This is a genomic window from Synechococcus sp. UW105, from assembly GCF_900473935.1.
GTDB lineage: Bacteria > Cyanobacteriota > Cyanobacteriia > PCC-6307 > Cyanobiaceae > Synechococcus_C.
Genome location: NZ_UCNN01000019.1, coordinates 355,907 through 372,115, shown reverse-complemented (window position 1 = coordinate 372,115; position 16,209 = coordinate 355,907). Strand labels below are relative to the sequence as shown.

Genomic DNA, 16,209 nt, shown 5'->3' with positions numbered 1-16,209 from the left:
AGAGGTCCTTTTATTTGGCTCTACACGGAGCGCAACGGGAAGGGCGAATACCGCAGACAACAACTCAATACAGCAAACGCTGTCGATACCTGTGTTGAACCACTTGGCGTTACCACGAGGGAAAGACAACAGGAGAACAAGGCTCAACCTTCTCGAAAAGCCAGTGAAGGCAAAGAAGACAGACGAATGGGTTGGATGGATTGGGGATGGGATCACGAGCACAAAGAAGATCAGAAACATCTGATCTGATCAGCATCAACAACCAGGCACATAGAAATAACTATGAACACTGATACTTGACCCATTCGACAGGCTTCTGATCTCCAAGGTCTACGGCCCGCCTCCAATCACCGCAAGCACCCTCAAGATCATTTGCCAATTCTTTCGCAATGCCACGGTTGGTATAATGATCGGAATCCTGCGAATTAATCTCAATTGCCTTTGTATAATCGGCAATGGCGCCTTGGTAGTCTTCTAAATTAAACTTAGAATTGCCACGATTGTAATAGTAATAGTCGTCCTGCGGATCAATCTCTATGGCCTTGTCAAAGTCAGCAATTGCTGCTTGGTTATCTTCTGAACTAGACCTTAGATTGCCACGGTTATTGTAGGCATCGGCATGCTGCGGATCGATCTCTATCGCATTTGTGTAATCGGCAATCGCTCCTTGGTAATCCTCTAGATCGTACTTGACAACACCACGATTATAATAGGCATCGGCATACCGCGGATTCACCTCTATCGCCTTTGTATAATCCGAAATTGCTCCTTCATAATCACCTAATTCATCCTTGGCATTTCCACGCTTGAGGTAAGCATCGGCATACCGTGGATTAATCTCAATCGCTCTTGTGAAATCAGCAATTGCCCCTTGATAATCTCCTTGCTCATACTTTTCCGCGCCACGGCTAGAAGAGATGATTGCCAAGGGATTCGTGCAACCGGAAATCAATGGAGACCCAAGGGCAAGCACAGACAGCGCAGCAGCAAGAGCAGTAGGCCTAAGAGACATCTTCCCAAAATCGTTTAAACAACAATAATAGACATACCCGGGACAGCCAGGATCAATTGAACGGCATTAGTGCACAAGGGCACTTATATCTAAGAAGACAACTATTGATGCGTTGCCTGGAGGATTCCGACAAGGCTTCGAACGTACCGACGCCGACAGGTGCGATGACTTATTCGACTGATTGATTCAGTAGCAGAAGTGCTCGATCGCTGTATACCTGTTCGGATTCCCTATGTCGAGCGGATTAAATTTCAGGAGCAGGAACTGCCGATTAGCATCATCCTCTCTGCAAGCATACATAACACGAACTTCCTCATTTTTGCTGTTAGCAGCTCGCTGGCAAGCAGAGTATGCAGCTTGACGAGAGTAGACTTTACCTAAGCCAATATCATACGGAAGAGACAATATGAATGATAGAGGCGCTAGCAGAAGCACTTGAATCACCATAGGTTCAGCCTCCGCTTGGTAGCGGCATCCATTGCATCCAATCAAACCGACCAGAAGAAGAAGAAGAAGAAGAAGAAGGGCAACGGGCTTTAAATAGAGAGAGATACCTATCGAATTGATTCCGCATAGAGCTAATTGTTGTCGTTGTTGAGCCGTTCTCGCCTTTGCTGCGCTCTCTTCATACGCTCTTGCACCTCATAGTTTGTTGTGCGGGTAAATGAGTAGACGAGCACGACCACGATCGCAGCAAGCCCAAGAGCAAGAAAGACAAGATAATAGCTTGGCACTAAGTCCAGCATAGACTTGATTGGAAGCTTTAAACGTCATTCATCATAGGCAAAAGACTTGCCCACCGCTTATTTATTTTTCCGGCCAAGACCTTTCGCTTACAAAGAGGTCTTAGGCTCTCTATAACTGCCATTGCAGTGAACAACAATCTCGTCCAACAGATATTTAGGATTTTCTTCAATATGATGCTTCATGCAGTGGTTAAAATAGTTCGCTTCTGTTTCAATTGATCCCATCTTCTGATTGATCTGGATGGCATTAACCATCCCGATACCCAAAAAAATTGTGCCTAGTGTTGCCAGCACTGGATACAGATGGGCATTAATCAAATCACGAGCGTTGGTCATAGCGGTCTAAGGGTCTGAGTCACTTACTAGCCAGGACCTTCCGCTCAGCCCACTTCGTTCTCACAACTAGGTGCCAGGGGTTGCAGAGATGCGGAACAACTTTCTGCAACCGCTTTGCTCGTTCTATCGCGATCTGGGCGCCATTTATCTGGTTCTTGACTGGTCAAGTCAAAAGCGAGAAATACAAGTGGTAGACAGCAAATGCTGACCATTCTGTCCAGCTGGATGCATGCCAGCTCAGGAGGACGAGGCATGATCGCGGCCATGGCCCTTCTTCTGCAGTGATGACTCGGCACGATGCTCAGACGCTCCTTGCGATGGAGCGCCACGTTCGTCAGCACGGCACAAGCATTAAGGCAGAAGACCTTGATGGCCGCTGGATGCTGCAGAACGTTTGGCCAAAAGGAAGCATCAAGACGGCGGCTCTGAGCAACTGGAGCCTGCGGGGTCTCCAGGCCAGGCTGGACATCACGGCGGTGTCGTCACAATGCCTCCAGATCAGAAATGCGGTCAGGCTTGGACCGTTCGAACTGCGCTTCGAGGGAGAGGGGGCGCTGGAAGGGCCACGCCCCTTACTGACCTTTAGCTTCAACCGCTTGGAGTTGCACGCCTGGGATCGCCCGGTCATCCAGCGCAGCCTCGACGCACCTGCACCAGGTCGACGCCCCTTCTTTGCATTGATCAACCGCGACACCAATGGCTGGTTGGCAGCAAGGGGCCGTGGGGGTGGCCTCGCGCTCTGGAGCCTGGATCAGAAGATGGACAATGGCCAACCAACCAGCGGACACGTCGCGCCAATCCATGCGAGTTGATGAGGGACCGTACGGCGATCCACCCAAAACACGCCGCCGTGATTACTCGATGGTGCTGGCCCAGCTGCTCTGGCGCATGCGCTTCGATCTGCTGCTGTTGCTGGGGTTCTGTGGCCTCGTACTGAGCAACCTGTTGCCAGATGAATGGTTTCAAAGCGAAAGCTTCATTCGCACGTTGGGCATTGCTGTGTCGATCTTCATCGGCTTCCGCAATACCCAGGCGATCAATCGTTGGTGGGAAGCCCGCAAACTCTGGGGATCAGTCGTCAATCACAGCCGCAACTGGAATGACAACCTGACGTCCTTACTAAGCCGTCAGCAACTTCGATCCCAAAACGGACAGAAACTGCTCACGCTGCAGGTGGCAATGGTGTGGCAGCTCAACTTCCAGCTGCGCAACTTCTGGCATAGGGACCTGAGGCATCTACAGGATGGGCTGCTCGCAAAGCTCAGGCTGCCGACCACAGCCACGCTGCGTGAGTTGTCGGAGACCCGAGCCAAAGCTGTGCAAAGCCTGCATCAAGAGGGATGGATCGATGGCTGGGGTCGCCAACAGTTGATGACGGTGGCCAACGCCTGTACCGATGCGATTGGGGGGCTAGAGCGCATCCGCAATACTCCACTACCAGCGTCCTATGACGTGTTTGTGCGCCTGATCAACTGGGTCTTTGGTTGGGAGGTGTTGGTGGAGTTTCACCGCCAGGGAAGTGGCTGGCCGAGCATCCTGATTGGCGTTGCCATCTTCACTTGCTTTCTGATGGCAGAACGAATTGGTGCCTATGTGGAAGGCCCTTTCGATGCTGACGGCAGCAGTTTCTCGCTTCCGCTGAACACCATCTGTCTGACCATCAGTCGCGATCTACTCGGGGACCAGTTCGATCATCTGATCCACCATGATTGCCGCGATCCCGTCCGCTGGAGCTGAGCGAGTGTGCGTCAGCCTTCAAGCCTGCGCCAGAAAGGGCTCCAAAAACTGCAGCGGCCTCGCCATCGTTTCCGAGAAGCCGAGGATGCCCCGATCACGATGCTCATAAAGCACGCTGTCGTCACCATCGAGCAGGAAGGTTCCACCACGCTGAGTGAGCCAATCATCAGAAGGGACGTAGGTGCGCCATTGACCAAGCACCTCGACCATGTTCTGCAAGCGAACACTGGCGAGCTCAAAGGGCCGCTGAAATCCCTCACCACCCGCCAAGCGGAACAGTGGGGTGGCCAAGCGCTGGGGGGCAGAACGATCGCCTGTATAACCCCGCACCACCTCCGCCAACGTGCCTGGGGAACCAATGCCGGCGCACATCATCAGCAAGTTGGGCCATGCACCGCCAGGCACCTGGAGGCCTGCATAAAGCCCTAGCTGTCCATGCAGACAGTTGTCAGCATCCACCTGAAGATGGGTGCGTGGCAGCTTGGTGTAGGAACAAAAACGGTCAGCACTGCCCTGATCACCGATGCCGATGGCCAACAGGTTCAGCCCTGACTGATGCAATAAAGGCAACAGAGGAACGAGAGCCTGGGCGTACTCAATCGAATCAAAGTCGCCAAGCTGGCCAAAGACAATCACAAGCCTGCGGCTGCCTGGCTCCATGCCCTCGACCAGCGCCAACCGCTTCAGTAATGCTTGAGGTGCCTGCATCCCCACCGGTGATCGAATCCAGGCATGATCGCCGATCCAGTTCAAGACCGACAGCGATGACCGCTCTGCTTGCCATCACCCTGCCCTGGCTTCTGGCCCTACTGCACCTGGTTGGACCTGTTCCTGCGGATCTAGGCCTCCAGGGAGACAGCCTGCGGCCATGCCCAAGCCCAGCTCACTGTGCCCAGAGACAATGGCCCGTGAACGACACCACAGCGGCGTTCGCAGCCCTGGAGCACAACCTGCAGACAACTCCACGCACAATCGTGGTCACGACTGACTCCGAGTTGGGCTATTTGCATGCCACAGCAAGCAGCAGCCTGTTTGGCTTTGTGGATGACATTGAAGTGCATGCCGACAACTCACGAGGCCTCATCGAGGCTCGATCAGAATCACGACTCGGAGACTCAGACCTTGGCGTCAACGCCCGACGTCTTGACGCGATGGCTGAAGCACTGAGCTGAAGAACGGAACAGCCTTGACCAAGCGAAGGCCGCATTCTGAAGACCAACCCTCGACACCTCAGATACAATGACAGCCATCAATCCTGCTACTTGCAGACAACAAAAGCGACGAGACAAAGGCAATCATCAAGCCAACCAGGCGCAATCAAAACAAGCACAGCGTAAAGCTGTGCCAGAAGCATCGACGATGCATCACCAAGCTCAGCACTGGATTACCGGATTAAACTCATAATGGCGATCACACTAAATACTGCATGACTGACAAAGACTGTGGTCGACAACGCTGTCACGGCGAAGCCCAGGCCTTGACTTGAGTAGCGTCGGCGCACCAACGCGATGACCGACACCACAAGCGCGATGAAGGCCAACAAAACAATCAATCCATTTGGCACAACAGTACCAATCACGTGCATTAGCTTCCAATCCATTTCTGGCTGGAGGGAGTTCATCAGAAGCCAGAATATCGACTGAAAGAGCTGGAGAAAACCAGCAGCAAGCAAAAGAAGAATTGGCGTGATTTGCATGGTCAACGGCCGTTTCCTCGATGGTTCATGGCGACTTATCGCCATCTCCATAGCCTATCTCTTTACCGAAAACAATCCAGCCCTCTTTAACCCCTAATCCCTAGCATTGAAGGGTGAAACCGAAGCCAGTGCATCAAGGGTGCAAGCAGCGTTGTGAATCCCCAAAACCCTGTAAACGCCACAGACATCATCAGCGCCTAATTTCATTAAAAAAAGCTTGCCGAGGCTTGGAGAAGAGCCCAATAACCTTCGCAATATTTAGAAGAAATGAGTCAGTCTTCGATCATGAAGAGAGGAGCCACCGCCCCTCTTTGCCGCTCAGCATTCAGAGCGCAAAGGATGGCCATCCAAGAGTCAGCCTCACCAGGTGGCAATCGCCTCATCCAGACTGATCAAAGGCTGGTCTATGCCGCTCGTCACCTCGATCACACGGCCAATCGCGGCAGGCGTGTGTAGCGCATCGACACAGCAGCGGGCCACAAGACGGCGTGGGATCGAATCACTGTCCTGCTGATCAGCTGGTGAATAGCGAATTCCTTCAGCCTCAATCCCTTCTTCGCGCTCCGAAAGGCCTCCAGGTCGCACCACCGTCCAGTCAAGACTGCTGGTTTCAAGCACCCGCTCGCCGACGCGCTTCCACACCAGAATCAAGCCAAACAAATTCAAGGGATGACGCCAACGACCGGTGCAAAGCGAGCTCACTAAAACCACCCGACGCACACCCACCCGCAGGCAGCTCTCAACCTGACGTTGAACCCCCCAGGCATCCACGCGCATCGGCCCGGTGAGATCGATCGAAGGACGAGCTCCTGTGGCAATCACAAGCGCATCCACGCCGGAGAGGGCCGCATCCAGGGCTGAAGAATCCGTCAACGACAACCTGTGTTGATCGCAGCTCGACAGCGAAGCGGGGAGCTTGGAATCAGTCCGCAGCAACAATCTCGGTCGATCTCCCCTTGCCTGCACTTCTTCAGCAATCCGATACCCGGTTTTGCCGGAAGCGCCGCTAATGGCAACGTTGAGCGTCATGGTCTGCAGGCAGGGATGCGACGCTAACGGCCGACACCAACCGCCGCCAGCGTTGCCATGGGTTGGAAACCTGCACAAGCGTGGACCAGCCAGGAGGCTGTGGGGGGCTATCGCCATTTCCGCCTGGTGATGCAGGGAGGGCGTGGAAACGAACGGTGGGTGGAACTTGAGGCTGTTCTCGACGCCAGCACCCGCAGGCGAATTGCTTGGCGAGATCTTTGCGACCGAGAGCAGTGGAGCAGCGGCTGGCAACAGATCCCCCCACAAGAAACAGTGGAAACGTCCAGGCCCGAGAGGCCTGAAGCCGACGCTGATCCCAGCAGCCACAACAACGCCAAAGCTTCGCAATGATGCGCAGATCGGTGAGGACTGTCTTTGGTATCCCAGGTGCTGACCCAGGCCCAGCGCATCAAGCTGGACAGCGATGACGACGCGGTCTTTTATCGCGATCCCCGCTTTGTTCATCACCTCGATGCCGGCTTCCGGCAGCGCCTGACCCAGCTCTACCGAGAGCGGCTTCACCCCACGGCAACCCTGCTGGATCTGATGTCGTCATGGGTCTCCCACCTCCCCGACGACATCCGTTATGAGCGGGTCATTGGCCACGGCCTCAACGGACAGGAGCTGGCTGCCAATCCTCGACTTGACAGTCACTGGATGCAGAACCTCAACCTCGAACAGACCCTGCCACTTCCGGACAACTTCATCGACACCAGCCTGATCGTGGCGGGATGGCAGTACCTGCAATACCCGGAAGCAGTGGCCGCCGAGCTGCTTCGCATCACGCGGCCTGGAGGCCAAGTGATCGTGTCGTTCTCCAACCGAATGTTCTTCACCAAAGCCCCTCAGATTTGGACCGAGGCTGATGACCGTGGACATCTTGATTACGTTTGCGACGTGCTGACAGCACAGGGCTGGAGCGACCCGATCCGAATCGCCGAGGAGACAAAGGCGACCGGGATGATGGGACTTCTGGGAGGGCAAGGGGATCCCTTCTTATCCGTGACGGCCAGTAAGCAGTAGCCGTGACGACCAAACGCCCATGTCAATGATGAGAGTCGTTGGCAGACGAAGTGACCATGGCTAGCCCGGGATCAAGTTCCAGGAGACAAGGCCATGGCTCCCATCGACAAGCATCTCTACGACGACACCATGGAGGAGCCAAGACACGAAGGGGTAGCCGCACCACCCAGGCCAGACCCTCTCGGCAACGAAGCGGCTGCGGGAACAGGCCAACTCAACGTGGCGCGGATGCGTCAAATCCTGAGTGAGCAGGGCCGCCAGGTTGCCGATGCGATCGATCCGCTCCAGAAAAAACTGGATCTCAAGCTGCACGAACTGGATGAAACCCTGCGGCCGAAGCTGCAACAGCCAGTGAAGGAGAAGCCCCTTCTCTCCGTGGCCATCTCAGCCGGGGTCGGGGTCTTGCTGGGCAGCCTCGGTGCCTTGACCCTCCTGGGCGGTTCCAGATCCCGTTCAGGCGATTGAGCCGTCGGATTAAAGCCCGAGCGTGTCTAGCAATTGCTGCTGGACACGCGGCCCAGCGATCGCATGGGCCGCCATCGCACCACTGGCTGCCACAGGCGGGATGCCGATCCCCGGGAACGTACTGGCACCGCAACGCCACAATTGCTTGAGGGGAGTGTTGACGCCTGGGAATAACCCTTTCGCGGCAGAGAGTGCAGGTCCGTAGCTCCCCTGATGCACGTTGAGATAATGACGATGGGTCAGCGGTGTGCCCTCCATCACCACATGGCAGCGATCGCGCAAATCGGGGATCCGCTGCTCCAACACTGACCAAAACAACTGACAACGCTCCTGCTTAAGCGCTCTGTAAGCAGCGGACCCCCGTTCCAACTCGGCCCAGCGATGCCATGGCTCACTCGCCGGGGTGTAGGCGTGCAGGACATGGTGGCCGTCAGGTGCCATCGCCGGATCGAGCACGGAGGGGATCGAGAACACGGCCGTGTTCTGCTCGGCATCAATCGGTCGATTCCAATCGCCCACCCACACCTGATGCAGGGGAAGGGGGTCGAGGCCGCTGGCGTCAAAGCCGAGATGAAGATGGAGGAAAGAACCACAAGCCGGGGTCATCTCAAGCTGCTTGCGCCAGCGCCGGGCGGCCCCATCCGGCAACATTTGCACCGTTCCCCAGGCATCGACATTGCTCACAACAGCATCGGCACCAATTCGATCGCCATTGCTGAGTTGAACGCCGCAGACGCGGTCGCCGTCGAGACAAAGCTGCCGCACTCTGGTCTGGCAGCGCAACGTACCGCCGTGCCGCACCAGACCCTCCACCAGTGCATGAACGACAGCGGCACTACCGCCCTTGGGGTAATCCAGACAAGCCTGCGGCTCAAACCACTGAGCGAACAAGCTGGCCATGGCTGCGGCATTTGTTTGCCCCATCGGCATGCCACTGATCAAGAAGCAAAGAAGATCCACCCAATGGCGTAGGAACGGATCCTGGAGATGGCGATCCACCAGCGGACCAAACGCCCCGTTCAGATGACGCAGAGCCGGTAGATGGGGAAGCAGGCGCCCACCACGCCGCAACAACGCTCCCATGGCATCAGCCCCGGGGGGAAGGGCCAGCAAGGGAAGGGCCTCGGCGGCGGCAGCCACCGGTTGCAAGGCCTTGGCAAAGTTTCGCCACTCTGCTTGCACCGGAGCACCACGCAGACTCTTCACCACCTGCTCGAAGCCGCTGCTGCCGACACCGATGCGCAGATCTCCTTCGGGACACAGCACGTCCCAATCGCGATAGGTGATCAGATCAAGGGGTTGATCAAGGGCCCGCAGAATCTGGGCCAGGGGATTGGTGCTGGGCCAGCAACTGAGACCGCTCCATAACGATGGGCCCGATTCGAAGTGATAACCGGCACGATTGAAACCATGGGCTGCACCACCGGGAGTTGCATGATCTTCCAGCACCAGTACCTCATGACCGGCCCTCGCCAATAGGGCCGCACAGCACAGCCCGCCGATGCCGCTGCCAATCACAATCACCTCAGTGCGTTCTTGCGTCATCGCCGACCTCCATCGCAGCAAAGGCTTGATTGAGCAAGCAGACAAGAGACCAGATCCACGGCGCTTCCCATGGGCGATGGGGCCAAGGGAAGCGCCGTGGCAACACCCGGAGCCTTGATCGAGTTACCGCAGAAGCCAAGCGGAAACCATTCACACCCCTGCCATGCCGCTGGCAGGGGATGGGAGGCGAGCACAGAGGTGCCTGCGAGCCTTTCTCCGATCAAAGCCAAATCGCAGTCGCACCTGGTCATAGGTCAACCCCGATCACCAAAGACGTGATCCTGTTTCACTTATAGGCTGCAGGCACCATGATCGAGGCAAGCTCCATGCCGGCATCAGCAACTGCAGGCCAACGCATCGTTGCCATGCTGCGCCGAACACCTCCCCTGGTGTTGCCGATGCTGGTTCTTAGCGCCGGACTTGTGACCGCGGGATCCGTCGCCGTGCGTGGGATCCGCACATCCGCTGACACGATCACGGTGACCGGGGCCAGCACCGAGCGCATCAAGAGTGACTATGTGGACTGGACGGTGGAAGTGCGGGGCAACGGCTCCAGCCAACAAGAGGCCTATCAGGCCCTCGAGCCCCAGGTGGAGCGGGCCGTGGCTTTCCTCAAGGAGCAGAACGTACCGAAAAGCTCCATCCAACTTGGAGTGATTCAGTCGAGCAGTCAAGACGTGCGCAACCGCGTCACCGGCGCCCTGATCACCACCCGATGGACCACCCGGCAGCCGATCCTGATCGGCAGCAGCGATGTCGGTCTGATTAGTGGTGTCTCGCGCCGGATCGGCGACCTGGTGGGCCAAGGCGTTCCCATCAGCATCCGCCAGCCGGCCTACACCTTCACCCGCCTCTCGGAGAAACGGGTCGACATGCTGGCCAAAGCCACAGCTGACGCCAAACGCAGAGCAGAAGCCATTGCCCAGCAGGCTGGCTCGGGGATCGGCGCGATCACCAAGGCCGACACAGGAACCTTCCAGATCACGGTGCCCAACTCCACAAGCATGAGCAGTTACGGCTCCTACGACACCAGCACGATCTGGAAAGACATCACCGCCGTGATGGGTGTGACCTTCCGGGTCCAGTGAGCCCAGCGGATCAGGGCCTCCCTCCCTGGCGACCGTTGTTGAAACATGCCCGCCTGAAGGAAGGGCATTCTCCGATGGGGCGATGGCTACAACTGGCATCGATTGGCCCGGATGGGAGTCCAAGGGTTCGAACCCTGGTGTTCCGAGGATGGTGGAATCACAACAGCCTTGAACTGCTCACGGATGGGCGGAGCGCCAAGCAACAGGAACTGCAGCGCGATCCTCGCTTTGAACTGTGCTGGCTGCTGCCCAAAGCCCAAAGCCAATTCCGCCTGCGCGGACATCAACACCACCTGGATCGGGATGAACGGATGCAAAGGCAACGCCACCACTGGCTAGGGCTGCAACCCGAGGCACGCGCGTTGTGGGGATGGCCACCGCCCGGCCAGGAGCTAGACAGCGCAGGCGACTGGCCTACTGCGATTCCAAACGGCACAACGATGCCCGACAGCTTTGCGCTGCTGCGTCTGGAGATCACCCATGTGGATCTTCTTGAGCTGACTCAGTCGCCTCACCGTCGCCGATGCTGGAGCGCCGAAAATGGGTGGAAGGAAGTCGCACTGAATCCCTGACCACCCCCGCCCCCAGGCCTCAGCCAGCCATCTCCTGGTCGCTGCTGCTTCCCCTTGTGCTTGTGGGGATCGCATGGCTCCAAGAACTGCTTGACACCGTTTTATTTGGGGGCCAATGGAACCTTCCCCTCGGTCCTGGCACCCCCTGGTGGTCTGTATTCACAGCCCCTTTCAGCCACAGCGGCTTCGGCCATCTACTCACCAACACGCTGGTCTTTCTCCCCCTCAGCTATCTCGTCATCAGCCAAGGGATGCGCTCTTATCTGGCCGTTTGGATTGGCGTGATCAGCGTCGAAATCCCGATCTGGCTGTTATGGCCAGCGGGAAGTCACGGCCTCTCAGGCATCGTCTATGGACTGCTGGGCTACCTGCTTCTGCTGGGATTGATCGAGAAGCGTTTGATCACATTGGGGCTGAGCGTGCTGGCCTTGAGCCTCTATGGCTCTGCTCTGATCGGACTGCTGCCCTGGGCCTCTCCCCCTGGTGTGAGCTGGATCGGCCATGCCGGAGGATTCATCGGAGGCGTGCTGGCCGCTGTGATCACGGCCCGTCCGAAGGATTAACCCTGAGCAGGTATCGCTCGTTCCACGCAGGTCCCTTTCGCTTCGATTTTGAGATCCTGCCTTGAGGTCTCTGGGATCTTGAAATCCATTTGAACAGCCATGGTCTGCTCAAAGGAGAAGGAAAGACGCCGGGGATTCAGGCGCAGTAGTCCTGCCGTGCGCAGTCGTCCCATGCTTTGAACAGGTGCTTCTGGTTCGCTGGGAGGCAACACGATCAAGGGATGCTCATAGGCAAAATCCATCAGCACCTGCCCCCCCTCCAAGCGCGGAGTGCCATCGGTTAGATGACGCAAATCACTGCGCTCCTCAGCCAGATTTCGCGGCGTGATCGCGATGGGAACACCGCCCTCAGCCATGGTGAGCGTGAACGCAGCCTTCTCCGACTTGATGGAGGTTGGCGCCACCGGCTTTCCATTGGATGTGACCCGCTCTGGATCGATCGTGCAACGCAACAGGTAAACCGGCGGTAGAGAGTTCTGAACCTGAGCCTGAGCCAACAGCAGCAGCGCAACCGGGATCACGGTTCCTCCTGGGAGAGAAAACGCCCTGAGAACCGAACAGCCATGACGACACTTGCTGCGCCATAAGCGATGAAGGTGGTCGCCTGGGCGAAGGAACCAGTGCTGTACACCTCGCCAGCGAGCAGGAGCGAATCGATCAAGGAGGCGACGGTTCCCCACAGGACCACCCACACGGAGACGTAGATCACACCTCTCACAACGGGACTCATTGTCATCACTGCAGGGATGGTGAGGTTAGAGGCAACCGTTCTCGAGGCTGCTGTGAAGAGACTGCTTTGGCGATGCTGCTGTGAAGAGGCGGCTCAGCCCCCTTCCATCGATTGCTGATGGCTGTGCTGCCGGTAAAGGTCACTGATCGGGTCGATCGGATCATCCGCCACAGGAGCAGAGTCGCAGCCCCCTGAAGGGGACGAGGGAGGCTTCGCCTTGGACTGTTCAAGGTCCTTCTCCTCCCGCTTCAGGATCCGGGCGAAGGCGTCGCTGGAATCATCCCGCTGACTGGATCTGCGTTGAGAGGCCATATACCGATCCGAGAGAACAGTCTGACGAACGCCTCAGGCAGGCGGCTGCTGGGAGCTGTGGCTGGATAGCTCACAGCCGAACTCGCAGCTGTTGAGGCCCTGTGCCTTTGGGTCAGCATCCTGGAGCCGCTGAAGGATGTGGCGAAGATCAGAGCCTGCCAGCTCACCATTGGATTCCCACTTCAGGCTGGTTCCTCGACGGGGATTACCTGCGTTGGTCATACGTCTTCCTCGGCAACAACACTCTGGATCGCCGCAACAGCAGCACGCAAAACAGAGCGACAAGCCTTAATGGAAGTTAAAAATGGTAGCGATTGCTACACAAAGCCTCGCAAGCGGCCTGTGGCCCTAGGGTCCGCCCCTGTCGTGGCGCGCAACCCTTGAGACAACGAGAGCGGGCCAACCACGTCCTCCAACGGCTGAACGAGGCCTACCCAGAACCACCGATCCCCCTTGACCACAGCGACCCTTTCACGCTGCTGATCGCCGTTCTGCTCAGCGCCCAGTGCACTGACAAAAAAGTGAACGAAGTCACACCCGCGCTCTTCGCTGCTGGACCCACCCCGCAGGCCATGGCCGGCCTCGAGGAAGACACGATCCGCCACCACATCCGTCAGCTGGGCCTAGCCAAAACAAAAGCACGAAACGTCAAAAAGCTGGCCCAGATCCTTGTGGTCGCCCACAACAGCGAAGTGCCCGCAAGCTTTGAGCAACTCGAGGCACTCCCCGGGGTTGGCCACAAAACGGCCAGCGTGGTGATGGCCCAGGCCTTCGGGGTTCCCGCCTTCCCCGTTGACACGCACATTCATCGTCTGGCCCAACGCTGGGGGCTCAGCTCAGGCGACAGCGTTCAGCGCACCGAGCAAGACCTGAAGAGGCTGTTTCCAGAAGACGCCTGGAACCGACTGCATCTGCAGATCATTTTCTACGGACGAGAACACTGCACAGCGCGTGGCTGCAACGGCACCACCTGCCCGCTCTGCCGAGAGCTTTACCCAAACAGAAGAAGACCAGTCCCTTACAAAAAGGCCTAGGAGAAGGGACTGATCCCGCAAAGGTCTGTTACATTTGTAAATAATTCGACATCTCAACATGGCCAACCAGCAAGCCACAGAGAAATGGTTCCAAGACAGTGCAGCCCGATCCATTCATACCGACCAGCTGCGCAAGGTCGAGCTCTTTAACGGCCGTGCCGCCATGCTCGGCTTCGTGATCGGAGTGATCGTGGAAGGGCTTACCGGCCAGGGGATACTCCATCAGATCGGCCTTGGACCTCTGGTGGATGGCTATGCAGCCTGCAGCACAAAGATGCTTCCCTTCTGCTTCTGAACAGTCCTCTAGCACCCTGTTGTCGGGCGGGTCGGGCGTAGCCTGACCCTTCGCGACAACCCAGGGATGGCCCGAAAGAGGCGCAAGCTTAATAAGGAGATGGAAGCGGAGATTGCCGCTGCACAAAAGAAGGTGGAGTTCATCTCGGCGATGATCCGCGACATCACCGAAGAAGACATCCAAAACGAATACGCCGAAGCATTTGCCCAAGTGCACCTCGCTGCCAAACACCTGGAAGAGCTCTACAAACTCGAGGGCTTTACCGAGGAAAGCGAGGGCACCTTGGCGCTTTACAACGGATTGCTGGCCAACTTCGAAGAGGAATACGAGCTCTAAGCGCTGATTTGCAATCTCGGCAGAGCTGCAACGATCAGCGCATAAATGCGGTGGAGACGGCGACAAGCCTGTACAACCGGTCCATCACCGTTGTTTGCCGCGGAGACCAAGCATGTCCGAGGTCAAAGGGACTTCAACTGCGCCGACCGCTTCTTGGTTCACGTTGGCCATGGCTTGCCGATGGCCCCTGGCCTTGGTGCTGAGCGCTTGGGCTCTCGCCGTGGCGGCCATTCAAATTTTGCGGGAACCCATCCCCATTGCTCTGTCACAAGACCAACCCTTCCCGGTGCGCTTGGTCGGTGATCTCAAGATCGATTCCCTGCGCCAACCCGTGAGCATTCAAGGGGCGGAGGCTCTCCAAATCCAAGCCGTCGACACCTTGCCGGTGCAAGGGCAGGTCGACGTCAAAGGCGATGTCGACATTGCCGGCAACGTCACGGTGGATGCGGTCAGAGATCCGGTCAGCGTGCAGGGTGAAGACGCAGGTCCTGTTCTCGTGGGAACGAGCCAGGATCAACCCATTCAAGTGGACGTGAGTGGTGGCATCGATGTCAACCAAGTGAACGGAAAGATCAATGTGCAGCTGCGGAATGCAGCCAAATCGATGCTGCCGATTCCCTGATGGCGGCGAATCACGCTGATCATGGGCTGAACCTGCCGCCCCTCAAGCTGGCCGTCGTCGGCCATCAGGAGTGGGTGACCTTTCTGCAGGTCGACGCCTTGCCCCGGCCGGGACGCGTGGGCCGTGCCCATCGATCTCTGGAGGAACCTGCGGGAGCCGGAGCAGTCGTCGCGGTCCAGCTGGCGCGGCTCACGGGGCGACGGGTGCACTTTTTTACAGCTCTCGGCCGGGATGCAATCGGCGAACGCAGCATCGAACGTCTGCGTGAGCTGGGCGTCGACCCGCTCGTCGCCTGGCGAGATGCACCAAGCCGACGCGGCATCAGCCTTGTGGAGAGGGGGGGGGATCGAGCAATCACCGTGATTGGTGAGCGCCATAGCCCGCTTGCAAGCGATGACTTGCCCTGGGAGCTTCTCTCCAGCTGTGATGGCGTGTTTGTCTCAGCCACCGATGCTGCCGGCCTGCAGCGCGCACGACGATGTTCCCTGCTCACCGCAACGCCCCGCCTCTCGATAGGCGTGCTGCAAGAGGCAGGGGTTGGAATTGATGCCCTGATCGGCAGCGCACTCGATCCGAGCGAACAAGTGCCAGAGGATGCTTTACAGCCTGCTCCTCAGCTCACGATCAGGACCGAAGGAGAGCAAGGGGGTGATCTCAAGCCAGGCGGTCGTTATGCAGCATGCACCCCCACCCATGAGCCTGTTGACTCGTATGGATGTGGAGATAGTTTTGCCGCAGGCGTAACAGCCGGACTGGCAGCTGGGTGGACGCCAGCTGAGGCAGCACGCCTGGGAGCATGGTGTGGCGCCGAATGCGTTACACGCTTCGGACCTTACTGATCATCTTTCGGCACGAAGGCCTGCGACAAGGCCACCAGAATGCCGGCAATCAGCAGGGCGGGAAGGATCACAGTTGGGCCGCCAGGAGACGTCTGAGAGGCAAACAGCAGAGGCATTACTCACAGTCTGATGAACGCTGACAGCCTGCCTGAAGCAGGTGGCAACAGCACAAGCGGCAACCTTTCGATATGAAATCCACCCAGCCACGTGATGACGTGCATTGCTGCGA

General features: G+C 57.5%; 26 protein-coding genes. 14 read left to right on the top strand and 12 right to left on the bottom strand.

Annotated elements, in window-relative coordinates:
* Positions 1-280 precede the first annotated feature (280 nt).
* The gene (locus tag DXY16_RS09100; protein ID WP_244281620.1) at positions 281-928 is read right to left on the bottom strand and encodes a tetratricopeptide repeat protein; all 648 of its coding nucleotides are present in this window, start codon (positions 926-928) and stop codon (positions 281-283) included.
* A gap of 917 nt (positions 929-1,845) precedes the next feature.
* The gene (locus DXY16_RS09090) at positions 1,846-2,094 is read right to left on the bottom strand and encodes a hypothetical protein (protein ID WP_115120870.1); all 249 of its coding nucleotides are present in this window, start codon (positions 2,092-2,094) and stop codon (positions 1,846-1,848) included.
* Positions 2,095-2,378: 284 nt separating this feature from the next.
* Here DXY16_RS09090 and DXY16_RS09085 point away from each other — a divergent pair, with 284 nt between their 5' ends.
* Positions 2,379-2,906, top strand: coding sequence for a hypothetical protein (locus DXY16_RS09085; RefSeq protein ID WP_115120869.1), 528 nt, complete (start codon positions 2,379-2,381; stop codon positions 2,904-2,906).
* Positions 2,860-3,831 (top strand): bestrophin family ion channel, encoded by a 972-nt coding sequence (locus tag DXY16_RS09080; RefSeq protein ID WP_244281619.1) that lies wholly within the window; start codon positions 2,860-2,862, stop codon positions 3,829-3,831. The genes DXY16_RS09085 and DXY16_RS09080 overlap by 47 nt, the downstream gene beginning before the upstream one ends.
* A gap of 18 nt (positions 3,832-3,849) precedes the next feature.
* Here the strand turns inward: DXY16_RS09080 and DXY16_RS09075 are convergent, their stop codons facing one another.
* Positions 3,850-4,539 carry a peroxiredoxin-like family protein gene (locus tag DXY16_RS09075; RefSeq protein ID WP_115120985.1) on the bottom strand — a complete coding sequence of 230 codons (690 nt, stop codon included), beginning with the start codon at positions 4,537-4,539 and terminating at the stop codon, positions 3,850-3,852.
* A 56-nt stretch (positions 4,540-4,595) separates the two neighbouring features.
* Between DXY16_RS09075 and DXY16_RS09070 the strand changes: the two genes are divergently transcribed.
* Positions 4,596-5,003, top strand: coding sequence for a DUF1499 domain-containing protein (locus tag DXY16_RS09070; RefSeq protein ID WP_115120867.1), 408 nt, complete (start codon positions 4,596-4,598; stop codon positions 5,001-5,003).
* A 212-nt stretch (positions 5,004-5,215) separates the two neighbouring features.
* On the opposite strand, the gene DXY16_RS09065 is transcribed toward DXY16_RS09070, so the two are convergent.
* Positions 5,216-5,527 carry a hypothetical protein gene (locus DXY16_RS09065; protein WP_115120866.1) on the bottom strand — a complete coding sequence of 104 codons (312 nt, stop codon included), beginning with the start codon at positions 5,525-5,527 and terminating at the stop codon, positions 5,216-5,218.
* 360 nt (positions 5,528-5,887) lie between these two features.
* The gene (locus DXY16_RS09060; protein WP_115120865.1) at positions 5,888-6,556 is read right to left on the bottom strand and encodes an NAD(P)H-binding protein; all 669 of its coding nucleotides are present in this window, start codon (positions 6,554-6,556) and stop codon (positions 5,888-5,890) included.
* Between the two features lie 57 nt (positions 6,557-6,613).
* Between DXY16_RS09060 and DXY16_RS09055 the strand changes: the two genes are divergently transcribed.
* From DXY16_RS09055 to DXY16_RS09045, 3 genes are all read left to right on the top strand, one after another.
* Positions 6,614-6,907 (top strand): TIGR02450 family Trp-rich protein, encoded by a 294-nt coding sequence (locus tag DXY16_RS09055; RefSeq protein WP_115120864.1) that lies wholly within the window; start codon positions 6,614-6,616, stop codon positions 6,905-6,907.
* A gap of 24 nt (positions 6,908-6,931) precedes the next feature.
* A complete protein-coding gene (locus tag DXY16_RS09050) occupies positions 6,932-7,579 on the top strand; it encodes a class I SAM-dependent methyltransferase (RefSeq protein WP_115120863.1) in 648 nt (215 codons plus the stop codon).
* 93 nt (positions 7,580-7,672) lie between these two features.
* Positions 7,673-8,044: a hypothetical protein gene (locus DXY16_RS09045; protein WP_115120862.1), complete on the top strand. Its 372-nt coding sequence runs from the start codon at positions 7,673-7,675 to the stop codon at positions 8,042-8,044.
* Positions 8,045-8,053: 9 nt separating this feature from the next.
* Here DXY16_RS09045 and DXY16_RS09040 read toward each other — a convergent pair whose 3' ends face one another.
* Together DXY16_RS09040 and DXY16_RS09035 are read right to left on the bottom strand one after the other, a co-directional pair.
* Complete coding sequence (locus DXY16_RS09040; RefSeq protein ID WP_115120861.1) at positions 8,054-9,589, bottom strand: NAD(P)/FAD-dependent oxidoreductase; 1,536 nt, start codon at positions 9,587-9,589, stop codon at positions 8,054-8,056.
* Positions 9,586-9,840, bottom strand: a complete 255-nt coding sequence (locus DXY16_RS09035; protein WP_115120860.1) for a hypothetical protein — start codon at positions 9,838-9,840, stop codon at positions 9,586-9,588. Before DXY16_RS09035 ends, DXY16_RS09040 begins: the two co-directional genes overlap by 4 nt.
* Positions 9,841-9,915: 75 nt before the next feature.
* On the opposite strand from DXY16_RS09035, the gene DXY16_RS09030 reads away from it, so the two are divergent.
* The 3 genes from DXY16_RS09030 to DXY16_RS09020 are packed head-to-tail and all read left to right on the top strand — an operon-like array spanning position 9,916 to position 11,812.
* On the top strand, positions 9,916-10,677 hold the full coding sequence (locus tag DXY16_RS09030; RefSeq protein ID WP_115120984.1) for an SIMPL domain-containing protein: 762 nt from the start codon (positions 9,916-9,918) through the stop codon (positions 10,675-10,677).
* Positions 10,674-11,249 carry a pyridoxamine 5'-phosphate oxidase family protein gene (locus DXY16_RS09025; protein WP_115120859.1) on the top strand — a complete coding sequence of 192 codons (576 nt, stop codon included), beginning with the start codon at positions 10,674-10,676 and terminating at the stop codon, positions 11,247-11,249. The genes DXY16_RS09030 and DXY16_RS09025 overlap by 4 nt, the downstream gene beginning before the upstream one ends.
* Positions 11,201-11,812 (top strand): rhomboid family intramembrane serine protease, encoded by a 612-nt coding sequence (locus tag DXY16_RS09020; protein ID WP_115120858.1) that lies wholly within the window; start codon positions 11,201-11,203, stop codon positions 11,810-11,812. The genes DXY16_RS09025 and DXY16_RS09020 overlap by 49 nt, the downstream gene beginning before the upstream one ends.
* Here the strand turns inward: DXY16_RS09020 and DXY16_RS09015 are convergent.
* From DXY16_RS09015 to DXY16_RS09000, 4 genes are all read right to left on the bottom strand, one after another.
* The gene (locus DXY16_RS09015) at positions 11,809-12,333 is read right to left on the bottom strand and encodes a hypothetical protein (RefSeq protein WP_115120857.1); all 525 of its coding nucleotides are present in this window, start codon (positions 12,331-12,333) and stop codon (positions 11,809-11,811) included. The two genes, DXY16_RS09020 and DXY16_RS09015, sit on opposite strands and share 4 nt — an antisense overlap.
* A complete protein-coding gene (locus DXY16_RS09010; protein WP_115120856.1) occupies positions 12,330-12,542 on the bottom strand; it encodes a hypothetical protein in 213 nt (70 codons plus the stop codon). The genes DXY16_RS09015 and DXY16_RS09010 overlap by 4 nt, the downstream gene beginning before the upstream one ends.
* A gap of 93 nt (positions 12,543-12,635) precedes the next feature.
* Positions 12,636-12,854, bottom strand: a complete 219-nt coding sequence (locus DXY16_RS09005; RefSeq protein WP_115120855.1) for a hypothetical protein — start codon at positions 12,852-12,854, stop codon at positions 12,636-12,638.
* Positions 12,855-12,887: 33 nt separating this feature from the next.
* Positions 12,888-13,076, bottom strand: coding sequence for a hypothetical protein (locus DXY16_RS09000; protein WP_115120854.1), 189 nt, complete (start codon positions 13,074-13,076; stop codon positions 12,888-12,890).
* A 158-nt stretch (positions 13,077-13,234) separates the two neighbouring features.
* Here DXY16_RS09000 and nth point away from each other — a divergent pair, with 158 nt between their 5' ends.
* The 5 genes from nth to DXY16_RS08975 all read left to right on the top strand — a co-directional run bounded on the left by nth (position 13,235) and on the right by DXY16_RS08975 (position 15,980).
* Positions 13,235-13,888: an endonuclease III gene (gene nth, locus DXY16_RS08995; protein ID WP_115120853.1), complete on the top strand. Its 654-nt coding sequence runs from the start codon at positions 13,235-13,237 to the stop codon at positions 13,886-13,888.
* Between the two features lie 58 nt (positions 13,889-13,946).
* Entirely contained in the window at positions 13,947-14,183 is a 237-nt protein-coding gene (locus tag DXY16_RS08990) for a chlorophyll a/b-binding protein (protein ID WP_115120852.1), read from the top strand.
* A 66-nt stretch (positions 14,184-14,249) separates the two neighbouring features.
* Positions 14,250-14,519 (top strand): hypothetical protein, encoded by a 270-nt coding sequence (locus DXY16_RS08985; protein ID WP_115120851.1) that lies wholly within the window; start codon positions 14,250-14,252, stop codon positions 14,517-14,519.
* 169 nt (positions 14,520-14,688) lie between these two features.
* Complete coding sequence (locus DXY16_RS08980; RefSeq protein WP_115120850.1) at positions 14,689-15,141, top strand: hypothetical protein; 453 nt, start codon at positions 14,689-14,691, stop codon at positions 15,139-15,141.
* A complete protein-coding gene (locus DXY16_RS08975; RefSeq protein WP_115120849.1) occupies positions 15,141-15,980 on the top strand; it encodes a PfkB family carbohydrate kinase in 840 nt (279 codons plus the stop codon). The genes DXY16_RS08980 and DXY16_RS08975 overlap by 1 nt, the downstream gene beginning before the upstream one ends.
* Here the strand turns inward: DXY16_RS08975 and DXY16_RS15290 are convergent.
* Positions 15,974-16,096, bottom strand: a complete 123-nt coding sequence (locus DXY16_RS15290; RefSeq protein WP_256359591.1) for a hypothetical protein — start codon at positions 16,094-16,096, stop codon at positions 15,974-15,976. The genes DXY16_RS08975 and DXY16_RS15290 overlap by 7 nt on opposite strands.
* Positions 16,097-16,209: the final 113 nt, after the last annotated feature.

Excerpts from the sequence above, each read along its gene's own strand:
- DXY16_RS08980 (WP_115120850.1), top strand. The coding sequence starts at position 14,689 with ATGGCTTGCCGATGGCCCCTGGCCTTGGTGCTGAGCGCTTGGGCTCTC.
- DXY16_RS09060 (WP_115120865.1), bottom strand. The coding sequence starts at position 6,556 with ATGACGCTCAACGTTGCCATTAGCGGCGCTTCCGGCAAAACCGGGTAT.
- DXY16_RS09030 (WP_115120984.1), top strand. The coding sequence starts at position 9,916 with ATGCCGGCATCAGCAACTGCAGGCCAACGCATCGTTGCCATGCTGCGC.
- DXY16_RS09090 (WP_115120870.1), bottom strand. The coding sequence starts at position 2,094 with ATGACCAACGCTCGTGATTTGATTAATGCCCATCTGTATCCAGTGCTG.
- DXY16_RS09010 (WP_115120856.1), bottom strand. The coding sequence starts at position 12,542 with ATGAGTCCCGTTGTGAGAGGTGTGATCTACGTCTCCGTGTGGGTGGTC.
- DXY16_RS09085 (WP_115120869.1), top strand. The coding sequence starts at position 2,379 with ATGACTCGGCACGATGCTCAGACGCTCCTTGCGATGGAGCGCCACGTT.
- DXY16_RS09035 (WP_115120860.1), bottom strand. The coding sequence starts at position 9,840 with ATGACCAGGTGCGACTGCGATTTGGCTTTGATCGGAGAAAGGCTCGCA.
- DXY16_RS09075 (WP_115120985.1), bottom strand. The coding sequence starts at position 4,539 with ATGCAGGCACCTCAAGCATTACTGAAGCGGTTGGCGCTGGTCGAGGGC.
- DXY16_RS09055 (WP_115120864.1), top strand. The coding sequence starts at position 6,614 with ATGGGTTGGAAACCTGCACAAGCGTGGACCAGCCAGGAGGCTGTGGGG.
- DXY16_RS09040 (WP_115120861.1), bottom strand. The coding sequence starts at position 9,589 with ATGACGCAAGAACGCACTGAGGTGATTGTGATTGGCAGCGGCATCGGC.
- DXY16_RS09080 (WP_244281619.1), top strand. The coding sequence starts at position 2,860 with ATGGCCAACCAACCAGCGGACACGTCGCGCCAATCCATGCGAGTTGAT.
- DXY16_RS09005 (WP_115120855.1), bottom strand. The coding sequence starts at position 12,854 with ATGGCCTCTCAACGCAGATCCAGTCAGCGGGATGATTCCAGCGACGCC.
- DXY16_RS09020 (WP_115120858.1), top strand. The coding sequence starts at position 11,201 with ATGCTGGAGCGCCGAAAATGGGTGGAAGGAAGTCGCACTGAATCCCTG.
- DXY16_RS15290 (WP_256359591.1), bottom strand. The coding sequence starts at position 16,096 with ATGCCTCTGCTGTTTGCCTCTCAGACGTCTCCTGGCGGCCCAACTGTG.
- DXY16_RS09070 (WP_115120867.1), top strand. The coding sequence starts at position 4,596 with ATGACCGCTCTGCTTGCCATCACCCTGCCCTGGCTTCTGGCCCTACTG.
- DXY16_RS08990 (WP_115120852.1), top strand. The coding sequence starts at position 13,947 with ATGGCCAACCAGCAAGCCACAGAGAAATGGTTCCAAGACAGTGCAGCC.
- DXY16_RS08985 (WP_115120851.1), top strand. The coding sequence starts at position 14,250 with ATGGCCCGAAAGAGGCGCAAGCTTAATAAGGAGATGGAAGCGGAGATT.
- DXY16_RS09065 (WP_115120866.1), bottom strand. The coding sequence starts at position 5,527 with ATGCAAATCACGCCAATTCTTCTTTTGCTTGCTGCTGGTTTTCTCCAG.
- DXY16_RS09045 (WP_115120862.1), top strand. The coding sequence starts at position 7,673 with ATGGCTCCCATCGACAAGCATCTCTACGACGACACCATGGAGGAGCCA.
- DXY16_RS09000 (WP_115120854.1), bottom strand. The coding sequence starts at position 13,076 with ATGACCAACGCAGGTAATCCCCGTCGAGGAACCAGCCTGAAGTGGGAA.
- DXY16_RS08975 (WP_115120849.1), top strand. The coding sequence starts at position 15,141 with ATGGCGGCGAATCACGCTGATCATGGGCTGAACCTGCCGCCCCTCAAG.